Annotated in this window: 13 protein-coding genes; 5 read left to right on the forward strand and 8 right to left on the reverse strand. The window is 74.5% G+C overall.

The genetic code is table 11. From position 1 onward, the window contains the following. The first annotated feature begins 19 nt into the window (after window positions 1-19). On the forward strand, window positions 20-739 hold the full coding sequence (locus tag J3R08_RS17770; RefSeq protein WP_209962095.1) for a helical backbone metal receptor: 720 nt from the start codon (window positions 20-22) through the stop codon (window positions 737-739). A gap of 14 nt (window positions 740-753) precedes the next feature. On the opposite strand, the gene J3R08_RS17775 is transcribed toward J3R08_RS17770, so the two are convergent. After that, on the reverse strand, window positions 754-1452 hold the full coding sequence (locus tag J3R08_RS17775) for a CBS domain-containing protein (protein WP_209962097.1): 699 nt from the start codon (window positions 1450-1452) through the stop codon (window positions 754-756). A 217-nt stretch (window positions 1453-1669) separates the two neighbouring features. On the opposite strand from J3R08_RS17775, the gene J3R08_RS17780 reads away from it, so the two are divergent. Both J3R08_RS17780 and J3R08_RS17785 read left to right on the forward strand, forming a co-directional pair. Beyond that, window positions 1670-2251 carry a hypothetical protein gene (locus J3R08_RS17780; RefSeq protein ID WP_369799256.1) on the forward strand — a complete coding sequence of 194 codons (582 nt, stop codon included), beginning with the start codon at window positions 1670-1672 and terminating at the stop codon, window positions 2249-2251. Between the two features lie 154 nt (window positions 2252-2405). Continuing rightward, complete coding sequence (locus J3R08_RS17785) at window positions 2406-2774, forward strand: FKBP-type peptidyl-prolyl cis-trans isomerase (protein WP_030499930.1); 369 nt, start codon at window positions 2406-2408, stop codon at window positions 2772-2774. A gap of 74 nt (window positions 2775-2848) precedes the next feature. Here the strand turns inward: J3R08_RS17785 and J3R08_RS17790 are convergent, their stop codons facing one another. Further along, complete coding sequence (locus J3R08_RS17790) at window positions 2849-3247, reverse strand: STAS domain-containing protein (RefSeq protein ID WP_083297017.1); 399 nt, start codon at window positions 3245-3247, stop codon at window positions 2849-2851. 174 nt (window positions 3248-3421) lie between these two features. On the opposite strand from J3R08_RS17790, the gene J3R08_RS17795 reads away from it, so the two are divergent. Then, window positions 3422-4441 (forward strand): SMP-30/gluconolactonase/LRE family protein, encoded by a 1020-nt coding sequence (locus J3R08_RS17795; protein ID WP_209962098.1) that lies wholly within the window; start codon window positions 3422-3424, stop codon window positions 4439-4441. Window positions 4442-4501: 60 nt separating this feature from the next. On the opposite strand, the gene J3R08_RS17800 is transcribed toward J3R08_RS17795, so the two are convergent. From J3R08_RS17800 to pdhA, 4 genes are all read right to left on the reverse strand, one after another. Further along, window positions 4502-5773 carry an Ig-like domain-containing protein gene (locus tag J3R08_RS17800; RefSeq protein ID WP_064445788.1) on the reverse strand — a complete coding sequence of 424 codons (1272 nt, stop codon included), beginning with the start codon at window positions 5771-5773 and terminating at the stop codon, window positions 4502-4504. Window positions 5774-6366: 593 nt separating this feature from the next. Next, window positions 6367-7701 carry a dihydrolipoamide acetyltransferase family protein gene (locus J3R08_RS17805; RefSeq protein WP_043330072.1) on the reverse strand — a complete coding sequence of 445 codons (1335 nt, stop codon included), beginning with the start codon at window positions 7699-7701 and terminating at the stop codon, window positions 6367-6369. 110 nt (window positions 7702-7811) lie between these two features. Further along, window positions 7812-8816 (reverse strand): alpha-ketoacid dehydrogenase subunit beta, encoded by a 1005-nt coding sequence (locus J3R08_RS17810; RefSeq protein WP_069088570.1) that lies wholly within the window; start codon window positions 8814-8816, stop codon window positions 7812-7814. Continuing rightward, window positions 8816-10015, reverse strand: a complete 1200-nt coding sequence (gene pdhA, locus J3R08_RS17815) for a pyruvate dehydrogenase (acetyl-transferring) E1 component subunit alpha (protein ID WP_043330070.1) — start codon at window positions 10013-10015, stop codon at window positions 8816-8818. Before pdhA ends, J3R08_RS17810 begins: the two co-directional genes overlap by 1 nt. 72 nt (window positions 10016-10087) lie before the next feature. Between pdhA and J3R08_RS17820 the strand changes: the two genes are divergently transcribed. Beyond that, a complete protein-coding gene (locus tag J3R08_RS17820; RefSeq protein ID WP_030499924.1) occupies window positions 10088-10594 on the forward strand; it encodes an Lrp/AsnC family transcriptional regulator in 507 nt (168 codons plus the stop codon). A 5-nt stretch (window positions 10595-10599) separates the two neighbouring features. Here J3R08_RS17820 and J3R08_RS17825 read toward each other — a convergent pair whose 3' ends face one another. Further along, window positions 10600-11580: a DNA polymerase domain-containing protein gene (locus J3R08_RS17825; RefSeq protein ID WP_209962101.1), complete on the reverse strand. Its 981-nt coding sequence runs from the start codon at window positions 11578-11580 to the stop codon at window positions 10600-10602. Between the two features lie 34 nt (window positions 11581-11614). Further along, complete coding sequence (locus J3R08_RS17830; protein WP_209962103.1) at window positions 11615-13693, reverse strand: hypothetical protein; 2079 nt, start codon at window positions 13691-13693, stop codon at window positions 11615-11617. Between the last annotated feature and the right edge of the window lie 2 nt (window positions 13694-13695).

Raw genomic sequence — 13695 nt, forward strand, 5'->3', positions numbered from 1 at the left:
TACGAGGGGAGAACACGCCGTGCGGGTGGTGTCGCTGGTGCCGTCGCTGACCGAGGCGGTGGCGGCCACCCGCCCGGAGGTGCTGGTCGGGGCGACCGACTGGTGCACCCATCCGGCCGGGCTGGACGTCGCCCGGGTCGGCGGGACGAAGTATCCGGACCTGGACCGGGTGCTCGCCCTCAAGCCGGATCTGGTGCTGCTCAACGAGGAGGAGAACCGGCTGGCCGACGCCGAGGCGTTGCGCGCGGCCGGGGCGCCGGTGCGGGTCACGTTCCCGCGTACCGTGCCGGAGGCGCTCGACCAGCTCGGCGAGCTGGTGGTCGCGCTCGGCGCGCCGGCCGAGCCGCCGTGGCTGACGGCGGCCCGTCGCGCCTGGGCGGCCCTGGGCACGCCGGCGCGCGTCCGCACCGCTGTGGTGCCGGTGTGGCGGCGCCCGTGGGTGGTGCTCGGCCGGGACACGTTCGCCGGGGACGTGCTGGCCCGGCTCGGCGTGCTCAACGGCTGGGCCGGGGACGCGGAACGCTATCCCCGGCCCGCTCTCGACGAGCTGCGCGCCCGGTCACCGGAGCTGGTGGTGCTGCCCGACGAGCCGTACCGGTTCACCGCCGACGACGGGCCGGAGGCGTTCCCGGGGGTGCCGGCGGCGCTGGTGTCCGGCCGGCACCTCACCTGGTACGGCCCGTCGCTGGCCGAGGCCCCGGCGCTGCTCGCCGCCCAGCTCGCGAGCACCACCGCCTGACCGCGCCGGCACGCTCAGGCGACCGGAGTGGCGTGCACCGGGTCCAGCTCCATCAGCGTGGTGTCGTCCAGGTCGTACCCGATCGCGTTGTGCACGGCGACCACGCCCGCGACCTGTCCGGCCAGGCGGCCGGCGAGCTCGACGGCGCTGCGCCGGTCCAGCCGACCGTCCATGGTGACCTCGCCGCCGCGGACCTGCACCGTGACCAGGCCGTCGCGGACCGACAGCACCCGGCGCAGCACCTCGTGCACCACCTCCTCGCGGATCTCCGCGTCGGTACGCAGGTGCACCCGGAGCAGGTCACCACGGGTGACGATGCCGGACAGCCGGCCCAGGTCGTCCAGCACCGGCACCCGCTTGACCGCCTCGCGGTCCATCAGCCGGGCCGTCGCGGCCAGCGAGGCGCGCTCGTGGGTGGTGACCGCCGGTGCGGTCATCAGTTCCCCGGCCACCAGCGCGTCGGCCTTCTCCCGGGCGGTACGGCGCCGCCGCCCCTCGAACACCCGGCGCTCGTCCGGGTGACCGGCCCGCTCCACCTTGTGCAGCAGGTCCGCCTCGGAGATCACGCCGAGCACCCGGTGGAACGAGTCGACCACCGGCACGCCGCTGATCCGCTTACGCACCAGCACGTCGACGATCTCGCGGTACGGGGTCTGCTCCGTCACCGCCGCGACGTCCCTGGTCATCACGTCGGCCACCTGCCACGTCCTCATCACGACCTCCTCGTGCCGGGCCTTCACCTGCGACGATAGGCCGCCGCAAACGCCCTGGTCAGGGGCGGCGGACCGGCGGGGAGGGGCCGACCGGACCGGGTACGGACGGGACCAATGACCCGGTCATCAGGGCACCGGTCGGCCCTGCTCCGGGAGGCGGCGCGGCGGTGGAATGAATGTGCCACCGGGAAGCGCGGTGCGAGGCACAGGAAGGGACGTGGAGACCATGACCGCGACAATCGAGCGGACCCCCGCCGTCAAGCGGACCCCCGCCGCCACCACCGCTCCGGCGGCGCACATCGAGACCACCCGGCAGAAGGCCACCCGGTACGTGTGGGCCGGCCTGCGGCTCGCGCTGGGCTGGATCTTCCTCTGGGCCTTCCTCGACAAGATGTTCGGCCTCGGCCACGAGACTGCGGCGAAGAACGCCTGGATCAACGGCGGCAGCCCGACCAAGGGCTTCCTGGGCAACGCGGTCGAGGGCCCGTTCGCGGACCTCTACCGGAACATCGCCGGCGCGGCCTGGGCGGACACGCTGTTCATGCTCGGCCTGCTCGGCATCGGTGTCGCGCTGATGCTCGGCATCGGCATCCGGATCGCCGCCGTGGCCGGCGGACTGCTCCTGGTCCTGATGTGGACGGCCGTGCTGCCCCCGGCGAACAACCCCTTCATGGACGACCACCTCATCTACGCGGGCCTGTTGGCCGGTCTCGCCCTGGTGGGCGCCGGCAACACCCTCGGCCTCGGCCGGATCTGGGCGAAGCTCCCCCTGGTCCAGCGTCTCCCCTGGCTGAAGTGAACCAGCCCGCTGCGGGGCGGACGTCGCCGACAGGCGGCGCCCGCCCCCTTCTCGTGTCCCCGCCACGCCGGTGTGCGGGGACCGGCGCGTATCGGCCGGTCGCGATCCGGCAGGATCGACGGTGACCACACCGTCAGCACCGAGGAGACCGTTCATGGACAAGCCCCAGGTCGGCCCGATCGAGGGCGCGCCGCCCGCGGATCTGGTCGTCGAGGACATCACCGTCGGCGACGGCCCGGAGGCCCGCCCGGGCCAACTGGTGAGCGTGCACTACGTGGGCGTGGCCCACTCGAACGGCCGCGAGTTCGACGCCTCGTGGAACCGGGGTGAGACGTTCGAGTTCCCGCTCGGCGGCGGCCAGGTCATCGCCGGCTGGGACCAGGGCGTCGTCGGCATGAAGGTCGGCGGCCGGCGCAAGCTCACCATCCCGCCGCACCTGGGCTACGGCGCCCGCGGCGCCGGCGGCGTCATCAAGCCGAACGAGACGCTCGTCTTCGTGGTGGACCTGCTCGGCGTGCGCTGAGCGCAGCGCCGTTCACGTCGGGCCGTCGGCACTCGCGCCGGCGGCCCGACGTGTGCCCGGCGGCCCGCTCCCGTTCAGGCCGCGCACGCCACCATCTCGTGGGTGCGGCCGGACCGGTCGTGGGCACGACTCGGCACGTCCTGCGAGCGGTCGGAGCAGCGCACCGGGAGCACCCGGTGCAGGCCGGTCACCCGCAGCACCCGGGCCACCACCGGGTCCGGGTCGACGAGCACCAGCTCGCCACCGCGGGCCCGGACCCGCAGGTGGGTGGCGACGAGCGCGCGGACCCCGGCGGCGGACAGCAGCCGCACACCCGACAGGTCGACCCGCAGCACCGGCCGCGCCGGCGCGGCCCAGAGCGCGGCCCGGAACGCCGTCACGGTGGCGATGTCGATCTCGCCGACCGGACGCAGCTCGACCACGTGATCGTGCACGTCCATCGCCACGTGGAAGCGCTCAACGCTGTGTACCATGCGGCCAAACCTACCCGGCCCCACCGACATTTCCGGGCCTCGCGGCGGGGGTTCCGGGTACTGTCCGGGAACCGACCCCGAGCCGTCTCAGGGTCATCCCGCAGCCGCCGCGCCACGGGCGCGAAACGCCGTCGGGCACTGCCCTTCGCGACGCCGCCGGGCCACAATGAGCCGATGGCCGTCCCCCGCCCGCGTGCGCCCCTGCTGATCCGGCCGGTCCGCGAGCCGGCGACCGTGCCGCCGCCGCTGACCGGGCCCTGGGCGCCCGCCGACACCCGGCTCGACCGGGCCGACCTGCTGCCGTTGCCGGCCGGCGGGCACGGGCCGGAGGACGTGGTGGTCGACGCCGACGGCCGGGTGGTCAGCGGCGACGAGGACGGCCGGCTCTGGTGGTGGCCCGCCGACGCGCCGGCCGGCACCCGGCCCACGCTGCTGGCCGAGACCGGCGGACGGCCGCTGGGCATCGAACGGGACCCGGTCGACGGCGGGCTGCTCGTCTGCGACGCGTACCGGGGACTGCTGCGGGTCGACCCCGCCGGCGCGGTGCACGAGCTGACCGGGACCGCCCCGCCGGTGCACCTGGCCGACAACGCGGCGGTCGCGAGCGACGGCACCGTCTACTTCACCGACTCCTCCGACCGCTTCCCGCTGTCGCACTGGAAGCGGGACCTGCTGGAGCACCAGCCCAACGGGCGGGTGCTGGCCTACGACAGGCGCACCGGGCGCACCGACGTGGTGGCCGACGGGCTCTACTTCCCCAACGGGCTGGCGCTCACCCCGGACGAGTCGGCGCTGATGCTCGCCGAGACCGCCACCCACCGGCTGCTCCGGATCGACCTGCCGGGCGGGCGGGCCACGGTGCTGACCGACCTCCCGGCGTACCCGGACAACATCTCCGCGGTGGGTGACGGGACGTACTGGGTCGCGTTGCCCAGCCCCCGGCTGGCGGCGATGGAACGGCTGCTGCCGCATCCGCGCGTACGCCAGATCGTCGCGCTGCTGCCCGGCGCGGTGCAGCCCCGGCCGCGCCGTTACGGGCTGGTCGCGCTGGTCGACGGCGCGGGGCGGGTGCTGCGGACGCTGCACGGCCCGAGCGGGGCGTACCCGATGGTCACCGGCGTGCGGCAGCACGGCCGCCGGCTCTGGCTGGGCAGCCTGACCGCGGCCGGGGTGGCCCGCGTCGACCTGGACTGAGCACGGCACGGGGCCGGCCCGCGCGACGCGGGCCGGCCCCGGGGCCGTTCCTCCCCAGGTTCAGCCGCCGCTGTTGCTCCGCGACGGCGCCGGCGCCGGCGCCGACCCGCCGGCCACCGCGCCCGGGTGCGGCGTGGCGCTCTGCGTGGGCTTCAGCCCCGCCGGTACGGGCAGCGCGCTGCCCTTGGCGAACTCGTCCCAGCTGACGTTCCAGGCGGTGAAGCCGTTGCCCTGGTCGAGCTTCACCTCGGTGCCCCGCACTGTCACCAGGTCACCGACCTGCGTGACGCCCATGAGCCAGTCCGCGGCCGTGGCCGACACGTTCGTGCAGCCGTGCGAGGTGTTGGTGTAGCCCTGCTCCCCCTCCGACCACGGCGCGGAGTGGATGAACTCGCCGCCCCAGGTCAGCCGCTGGGCGTCGTCCACGTCGACCACGTAGCCGCCGTTGGGCTCACCCCGGGTGTCGAACGTGGTGTGCTCGTGCTTCTCCATGATCACCATGGTGCCGCTGGACGTCGGCGTGCTCTCCTTGCCGAGACTGACCGGGATCTTCTTGAGCACCTTGCCGTCCTCGTAGACGGTCATCTGCTTGGTCCCGTTGTCGATGTCGAGCGTCACCTGCCGGCCGACCTTGGCGGTCGCGACCCGGTCGGAGTCGCCGATCGCCTCCTTGCCGATGGGCAGCCCCTGCAACGCGCTGCGCACGCTGATCGTCGTGCCCGGCTTCCAGCGGTCCGGCGCCCGGTACTCGGCCTGCTTGCCGTCGGCCACCCACGACCAGGTGCCGGGCTGCGGCGGGTCGGTCTTCACGAACAGCCGGCGCTGCACGTCCGCGCGGGCCTCCTTCGGAATCGGCGGGTCGAATCCGAGCACCACCGGCATCGCCGTCCCGTACGTCTGATTCGGCCGGAAATACAATTCGCTGGTGACGGCCGGTTTGGTGGATTTGGCCATCGTCGTGAACGTCGTCTTCTGCGTGGCGGTCTTGCCGGAATCGCCGGTCGCGGTCACCTCCGCGGTGTACGTCCGGGAATTGGCCAGCGGACGGTCCGGCACCCAGCCGGAGCCGTCCTCGCGCGGCTGGGCCGGTACGGCGTTGCCCTTGTCGTCGGTCAGCTTGACGGCTGTCACCTTGCCGTTGCTGACCTTCGTGCCCACCTCCGCGCTGATCGGCACGTTCTTCGTGCGATCGGCGGGTGTCACGGTGACCGACGGCGGCGACGCCTCGGCCTGTTTCGCCACCGACTTCGGGCCGGCGGTGCACGCGCCGACCGCCAGCGGCGCGGCTGCGACAGTCATCGCGAAAAGCGTCAGTCGGCGCCTCGCAAACATATTTCGCCCCCCATTTCCGAACCCTCTCGCCCACATTCTGTAGGCCCGGGATCACGCCGTGGCACCTTCGGCGGAATTGCTCGGAAAAGGCTGCGGAGAATCGTGCCGGACAGGTAATTCCCGTCCCCGCTTGCGCCGCACGCGCCCCTCCGCCCGGTTCCCACCACCGCCCTCCTCACCTCTTGACCGCCCCTTGTCCGTCGATCATGAAGTTGACGGCGCGCGGCGTCCTTTTTGTCCCCGTCAACCTCATGATCGACGAAGGGAGGGCGCCGTGAGGTTCCGACCCGGCGAGATCTTGGTACGAAACGGCCTCCATAGGGGCACTTTGCTACCAAGATCTCGACCGATCCCACCCACCGAGACAAGGGTCCCGCAAGACGGCCAGCGCTGGACTCGCTCGCTCGCGTCACCCGCGCCGCCGCGGCGATCTTGCAGTTGCGGCCCCGGAGAAGGGTGCGAATCGGGCACGTCGAGGGCCGCAAGTGCAAGATCGCGAGCGGGGACGGGGAGCCCGGGGCGGGGAGCGGGGGCGGGGACGCGGCGCGGCCCCGGACCTCCGTGGGGAGGGCCGGGGCCGGGAGCCTGACCGGTCAGACGTTGGCGACCAGGAGGGCGGGCTGCTCGACGCAGTCGGCGACGTGGCGCAGGAAGCCGCCCGCCACCCCGCCGTCGCAGACCCGGTGGTCGAAGGTGAGGCTGATCTGGGTCACCTTGCGGACGGCGAGCTGCCCGTCCACCACCCACGGCTTGTCCACGATCCGGCCGACGCCGAGCAGCGCCGCCTCCGGGTGGTTGATGATCGGCGTCGAGCCGTCGACGCCGAACACGCCGTAGTTGTTGAGCGTGAATGTCCCGCCGGTCAGCCGTGCCGGGGGCAGCGTGCCGGCCCGGGCCGCCGCGGTGGTCTCGGCGAGCGCGGCGGCCAGCTCCCGGGTGGTCAGCCGCTGCGCGTCACGCAGCACCGGCACGACCAGGCCCCTGTCGGTCTGCGCGGCGATGCCCAGGTGCACGCCCGCGGACTGGATGATCCGCTGCCCCTCGGTGTCGACGTGCGCGTTGAGCTGCGGGAACTTCCGCAGGCCGCTGAGGCAGATCCGGGCCAGCAGGGCCAGGATGCTCACCGGCGCCTCCGGCGCGGCGGCGTTGATCGCGGCGCGCGTCTCCAGCAGGCCGGTGGCGTCCACGTCGACCCAGATGGTCACCTCCGGGATCTCCCGGCGGCTGCGGGAGAGCTTGTCGGCGATCACCTTGCGGATGCCGGTGAGCGGGATGACCGTGTCACCGTCGCCGGCCGGGGCGAGCCCGACGTGGGCGGCCGGGGCGTCCGGCACCGCGGCCAGCCGGGCCGCCGGAGCAGCAGCGGCCACGGCGGCGTCCAGGTCGGCCCGGCGGATCACGCCGCCCGGCCCGGTGCCGCGCAGCGACGCCAGGTCGATGCCGTGCTCCTTGGCCAGCCGCCGCACGATCGGCGAGATGACAAGCGGCGCCGCCGCCGGTCCGCCGGTCCGCGCCGGGTCGACCGACGCCGGCGCGGCCTCGGGAGCGAGCGCCAGACGCGGCCGACGCCGCCGCCGGCCCGAGCCGCCGTGGCCGGTGCCGTAGCCGATCAGGACGTTTCCGGACCCGGCCCGCTCCTCCTCGCGGTAGGTGGCGTGCGGGTCGGGGGCGTCGTCGAGCGGGGCGATGGTGATCAGCGGCTGGCCCACCGGGCGTACCTCACCGGCCGCGCCGTGCAGGGCCACGACCCGTCCGGCGTACGGGCACGGCACGTCGACGACGGCCTTGGCGGTCTCCACCTCGACCACGCTCTGGTCCACGGTGACCACGTCGCCGACGGCGACCCGCCACTCGACGATCTCCGCCTCGCTCAGCCCTTCCCCGAGGTCGGGCAGGAGGAAGTCGCGGGTCCCCACAGCCGTGCTCATGCCGTGCCGGCCGGGCATGCCCTCACGGCCCTCGCTCCGCTCGGTGCGTTCGGTCATGCCGCGCTGGTTGGGCATGCCCTCACGGCCCTCGCTCCGCTCGGTGCGTTCGGTCATGCCGCCACCCACCTCGTGTCGGGCTGGTCGTCCCACTGCAGGCGGGCCACGGTGTCCAGCACCCGGTCGACCGAGGGCAGGTGGGTGTGCTCCAGCATCGGCGCCGGGTACGGGATGTCCAGCCCGGACACCCGCAGCACCGGCGCGTGCAGGGCATGGAAGCAGCGCTCCTGCACCCGCGCGGCGATCTCCGCGCCGACACCGGCGAAGCCCTGCGCCTCCTGGATCACCACGCACCGGCCGGTACGGCGTACCGAGGCGGTGACCGTGGCGTCGTCGAACGGTACGATGCTGCGCACGTCGACCACCTCCAGGTCCCAGCCCTCCTCGCGGGCGGCCTCGGCGGCGGCCAGCGCCACAGGCACCGCCGGGCCGTACGCGATAAGCGTCGCGTCGGTGCCGGGGCGGCGTACCACGGCGCTGCCGATCGGCGCGGTACGGGCCGGCAGCTCCGCCTCGGCGCTGGTGAAGTAGAGCTTCTTGGGCTCCAGGAACACCACCGGGTCGGGGTCGTCGATGGCGGCGCGCAGCAGCGAGTACGCGTCGTCCACGGTCGCGGGCGTGACCACCTTCAGGCCGGGCGTGTGCGCGTAGTACGCCTCGGACGAGTCGCAGTGGTGCTCCACGCCGCCGATGCCACCGGCGTACGGCACGCGGATGACGATCGGCACGCTCAACGCGCCGCGGGTGCGGTTGCGCAGCTTCGCCACGTGCGAGGCGATCTGCTCGAACGCCGGGTAGGCGAACGCGTCGAACTGCATCTCCACGACCGGCCGCAGCCCGGACATGGCCAGGCCGACGGCGAACCCGACGATGCCGGCCTCAGCAAGGGGCGTGTCGAAGCAGCGCTTGTCGCCGAACCGGGCCTGCAGCCCGTCGGTGATCCGGAAGACGCCGCCGAGCTGGCCGACGTCCTCACCGAAGACGACGACCCGCTCGTCGTCGAGCATCGCGTCGGCGAGCGCCGCGTTGAGCGCCTTCGCCATGGTCATGGTGGCCATCAGGCGTCCCCCTCCGCGTCGGCGGCCAGCTCGGCCCGGACCATCTCGCGCTGCTCGACCAGTTGCGGCGTCGGTTCGGCGTACACGTGGTCGAACAGGCTCAGCGGGTCCACCGTGGGCTGGTCGTCCATCCGGCGGCGCAGCGCCGCGGCGTACTCCTCGGCCTCCTCGGCGATCGCCGCGACGGCGGCGTCGTCGAGGACGCCCTTGGCCCGCAGGTACGCCTCGAGCCGGGCGATCGGGTCGCGGTCGCGCCACGCCTCGACCTCGTCGGCGTCGCGGTAGCGGGTCTGGTCGTCGGCGTTGGTGTGCGGTTCCATCCGGTAGGTGTGCGCCTCGACCAGGTAGGGGCCCTTGCCGGCGCGGGCGTGCGCGACGGCGCGCTCCAGCACCGCGAGCACGGCGACCGGGTCGTTGCCGTCGACCTGCTCGCTGGGTACGCCGTAGCCGACGCCCTTGTACGCGAGGCTGGGCGCGGCGGTCTGCCGGGACAGCGGCACGCTGATCGCGTACTTGTTGTTCTGCACCAGGTAGACGACGGGCGCCTTGAACACGGCGGCGAAGTTGATGCCCTCGTGGAAGTCGCCCTCGCTGGTGGCGCCGTCGCCGATGAACGCCAGCGCCACGGTGTCGCGACCCTGGTACGACTCGCCGTAGGCCAGCCCGGCGGCGTGCACGCACTGGGTGGCGAGCGGGGTGCACTGCGGCGCGGTGCGGGTGGCGGCCGGGTCGTACCCGCAGTGCCAGTCGCCGCGCAGCAGCGTGAGCACCTCGACCGGGTCGAGGCCGCGCGCGGTCAGCGCCATCGACTCGCGGTACGTGGGGAACACCCAGTCGTCCTCGCGCAGCGCGAGCACGCCGCCGATCTGGCACGCCTCCTGGCCGCGCGCGGACGGGTAGACGGCGAGGCGGCCCTGCTTGGTGAGCGCCGTGGCCTGCACGTCGAAGCGGCGGCCGACGACCATCCGCCGGTACATCTCGCGCAGCGTCTCGACCGGCGGCTCCGGGTAGTCGTCGCGGGCCGGCAGCGGGGTCCCGTCGGGTTCGAGCAGCCGGACCGGTTCCCGCTGCGGCATGAAGCCGGCCGACGGGTCGGGTGCGGCCGGGGTGGTCTTCCGGCGGGTGCGCGGGGATGCCCTGCGGACCGCCTGGGGTGTGGTCGTCACGGCGGGGACCTCCTGGACGTGTGGTGGCCCTATGCTCCCGGTCGTGGATGATTGACTCAACATGCGGGATGAACGCGGGACGAATGGCACGGGAGGGCGGCTGCGGTGAGCCAGGAGACCGGCACCACACCGGGCGCGGCGGGCGGAACGGGACGTTCGGCCGGGCCGTTGGACGAGGTGGATCGGCGGATCCTGCGCGAGCTGGTCCGTGACGCCCGCACGTCCATCCGTACGCTGGCCGAACGGGTGCACGTATCGCGTACCAACGCGTACGCCCGGGTGGAGCGGCTGCTGCGCGACGGGGTGCTGACCGGGTTCACCGCGCGGGTCGCGCCGGAGCCGGCCGGGCTGGGCACGTCGGCGTACATCGCGCTGACCATCGAGCAGAACACCTGGCGGGAGGTCTCCGCCGAGCTGGCCCGGGTGCGCTACATCGAGCACGCGGCGCTGCTCAGCGGCGAGCACGACGTCCTCGCGCTGGTCCGGGCGCCGGACAACGCGACGTTGCGGGACGTGGTGCTGGACCGGGTGCAGAGCATCGCCGGGGTGCTGTCGACGCGCACCTGGCTGGTGTTCGAGGAGTTCGACGGCACGCAGAGCCCCTGGGACTGACCGCCTCAGCGTTCCGGCGGCGAATCCAGCCCTTCGGCGTCGGCCCGCTCCAGCAGGGGTTCCAGCGAGTACCGCCGCCCGTCCAGCCCGGCGTGCGGGTCGCCGCGGTCGGCGAACCGCTCGGGCATGCTGACCACGTCGAAGTCCTCCGGGCGGGCGTCGTCCAGCTCGGACCAGTCCAGCGGCGCCGAGACCAGCGCCGCGGGTGTCGGCCGGATCGAGTACGCCGACGTCATGGTGTGGTCGCGGGCCATCTGGTTGTAGTCGACGAACACCGGCCGGTCCCGCTGGTCGCGCCACCAGGTGGTGGTGACCAGGTCGGGCAGGCGTCGCTGCATCTCCAGGCCGAGCGCGAGCACCGCACGCCGGCACTCGCCGAAGCTCCAGCGCGGCTCGATCGAGACGTAGACGTGGATGCCGCGTCCACCGGTGGTCTTCGGGAAGCCCTCCAGGCCCAGCTCGGCCAGGAACGCGCGTACCTCGTGCGCCACCGGCACCACCTGCGCGAAGTCGACACCCGGCATCGGGTCGAGGTCGATGCGCAGCTGGTCGGGGCGTTCCACGTCGCCCTTCGACACCGGCCACGGGTGGAACCGCAGCGTGCCCAGGTTGGCCGCCCAGATCACCACGGCCAGCTCGCTCGGCGCCACCTCGTCGGCGGTACGGCCGCTGGGGAACGTGATGTGCGCGGTGCGCACCCAGTCGGGCGCGCCGGCCGGAAGCCGCTTCTGGTAGAACGCGTCGCCCTTGTTGGTCTGCCGGGTGGCCACCTTGGCGCCCTCGAACACGCCGCGCGGCCAGCGTTCCAGCATGGTCGGCCGGTCCCGCAGCGCGCGCAGGATGCCGTCGCCGACGGACAGGAAGTAGTTGACCACGTCCAGCTTGGTCAGCCCGCGCTCCGGGAAGTAGGGCTTGTCGGGGCTGGAGACGCGGACCAGCCGCTCCCCCACCTGGATCTCCTGCGCCGCCGTGGTCGCCACCGTCACACCGTAGCGATCCTGGCCGGGCGTGGGGACCGGCTCACCGGGACTCCCCGGTGACCGACAGCCGGATCCAGGCGTCCACCCAGGCCCGTACCGCCGGTTCGCCGGGGTCGGCGCCGAGCGCGCCGGCCAGGCCGGACACTGTCGCGCCGCAGCGGTCCAGGCCGACCGCGGCGAGCCCGGCCGCCGTCGCGCGCAGCCGCTCCGGGAAGGCTGCCGGCAGGTGCCGCAGGCCGGTGTGCGCGGCCTGCGCGAGCAGCGCCACCGCCGCACCCAGCGCCGCGGCGACCGGGTCGGGCCGGGCGTCGACCGCGCCGGCCAGCCGCCCGTCACCCACTCCAGGCGCCAGATCGGGTACGACCACAGTGTCGGCGACCACCGCCAGCGGCTCGACGACGAGTCCGTCGGCGCCCCGGCGGACTGTCCCGCTGACGTAGCGCGGCGGCCCGTGTGTGCCGTCCAGTGCCGCCGCGAGCGCGTCGAGTGCACCCGGGGCGGCGGCGTGGTGAGTGGCGGTGACGGTCGCCGTGCCGCCGTCGGCCCCGGTCACCGTGGCGTGCAGGCGCTGTTCGCCGGCCGCGTACCCGATGGCGCGGACCTCGCCGAGCGCGAGCACCCGCACCGACTCGGCGGCGGTCCGGGGGCGCAGCAGCCGGGGTGGCCGTCCGGCCAGCTCGGCGGCGAGCGCGTCCGGGTCGCGGGCGAGCAGGCCCGGCGGCAGGCCGGACCAGTCTCCCGCGCCGGGCGTGACAGTGGTGCGGGCCAGCCGGCCGGCGGCGAACCGGAGCTGGTGCGCGGCGCTGCGCACCGCCGACTCGGAGACCACGTTGCCGCCGGCGAGCGCGCCGAGCGTGGCGCCGGTGATCCGCCGCCCGGCCAGCTCGCGCCCGGTGGGCGGGTCGTCGCCGGTGATCGGGTAGGCGCGGCGCAGCACCAGCACCGAGACGGCGGCCGGGTGGGCGAGCACCACGTCCACGCCCACCTCGCCGCCGCTGGAGCGGACCCGGGCGCCGAGGCCGGTCAGCCGTACCCGCCGCAGCGGCGTCTCCGCCGGCTCGTGGGTGCCGAGTACCCGCTCCGGCGGGGTGGCCCCGGCGTTGACCACCGCGCGCCGCCGCGCGGGCAGCTCGGCGAGCAGGTCGGCGAGGGTCTCCGGCCGGTACCGGGCGCCGCGCGCGGCGTACGCCTCCAGTTGCCCGGCCAGGTCCTCCACGGCGAGCAGCGGCCAGCGCAGACCGGCCGCGTCGAGATCGCGCCGGGCGGCGGCGAGCCGGCCGTCCACGCCGGAGCCCAGGTGCGCGGCCCCGGTCAGCAACACGTCGGCGGCCAGCGCCACCGCCGCGTCCAGCGCCGCATGCTCGGTCACGGTGGCCGGTCCGCCGACGCGTATCTGCGCCTCGGGACGGTCCGGGTGTTCCCGGTCGGCCGCCCGGCACGCCCACACGGCGAGCGCGATCGACTCTCCGCCGTCGTCGGCGGCGTCGCCGCGCGCGTACCCGATCTGGTGGGGCACGAGGAACCGGACCGTGCCGGTGGGCAGCTCCACGCGCGGGACCGGGTCGGCGGCGTCCGGCCGGTGGACCACGGCGGTGTAGCCGCGGCGCAGCCGTCGCTTCGCGGCGGCGAGCGCCGGGGCGCCGATCGCGGCGGCCAGTTCCTCGTCGGTGACGTCGCCCGGCGACCACCGCCACGGCTCGCAGCCGGCCCCGGCGTCGTCCAGGCCCGGCGTGACGTCGTGGCCCGGCTCGGCGTCGTGGCTCGACGCGGCGTCGTGGCCCGGCACGGCCTGCCGGTCCGGCGCCGCGGGCTGGTCCGGCGCGACCTCGCGGCCGGGGGCGTCGGCGTGCGTTCGCTGGTAGGTCAGCACGACGGTGAGCAGGTGCCGGCACACGCCGGGCGCCGGGCAGGAGCAGATCCCGGCCGCGAGGCCGCCACCCACGGGCAGCGTCACCGTCACCCCGTCTGGGTACGCGGCGCGCACCGCGCCGTCGGCGTCCTCGGTGAGCACCGGCCGCTCACCGGCGTCGACCTCCCTGGTGGCGCGCTTCACCAGGCCCCTGTTGCTCAGCGCGGCCAGCACGGCCGGGGTGAGCGCGATCAGGTCGTCACGGGTCATCC

The sequence above is a fragment of the Micromonospora sp. HB375 genome (assembly GCF_017872985.1).
In the GTDB taxonomy this organism is placed as follows: domain Bacteria; phylum Actinomycetota; class Actinomycetes; order Mycobacteriales; family Micromonosporaceae; genus Micromonospora; species Micromonospora chalcea.

What these genes read in the sequence shown, in the direction of transcription:
- J3R08_RS17785 (WP_030499930.1), top strand. Translation starts at nt 2,406, where the DNA reads ATGGACAAGCCCCAGGTCGGCCCGATCGAGGGCGCGCCGCCCGCGGAT.
- J3R08_RS17810 (WP_069088570.1), bottom strand. Translation starts at nt 8,816, where the DNA reads ATGGCCACCATGACCATGGCGAAGGCGCTCAACGCGGCGCTCGCCGAC.
- J3R08_RS17790 (WP_083297017.1), bottom strand. Translation starts at nt 3,247, where the DNA reads ATGGTACACAGCGTTGAGCGCTTCCACGTGGCGATGGACGTGCACGAT.
- J3R08_RS17830 (WP_209962103.1), bottom strand. Translation starts at nt 13,693, where the DNA reads ATGACCCGTGACGACCTGATCGCGCTCACCCCGGCCGTGCTGGCCGCG.
- J3R08_RS17800 (WP_064445788.1), bottom strand. Translation starts at nt 5,773, where the DNA reads ATGTTTGCGAGGCGCCGACTGACGCTTTTCGCGATGACTGTCGCAGCC.
- J3R08_RS17795 (WP_209962098.1), top strand. Translation starts at nt 3,422, where the DNA reads ATGGCCGTCCCCCGCCCGCGTGCGCCCCTGCTGATCCGGCCGGTCCGC.
- J3R08_RS17805 (WP_043330072.1), bottom strand. Translation starts at nt 7,701, where the DNA reads ATGAGCACGGCTGTGGGGACCCGCGACTTCCTCCTGCCCGACCTCGGG.
- J3R08_RS17775 (WP_209962097.1), bottom strand. Translation starts at nt 1,452, where the DNA reads ATGAGGACGTGGCAGGTGGCCGACGTGATGACCAGGGACGTCGCGGCG.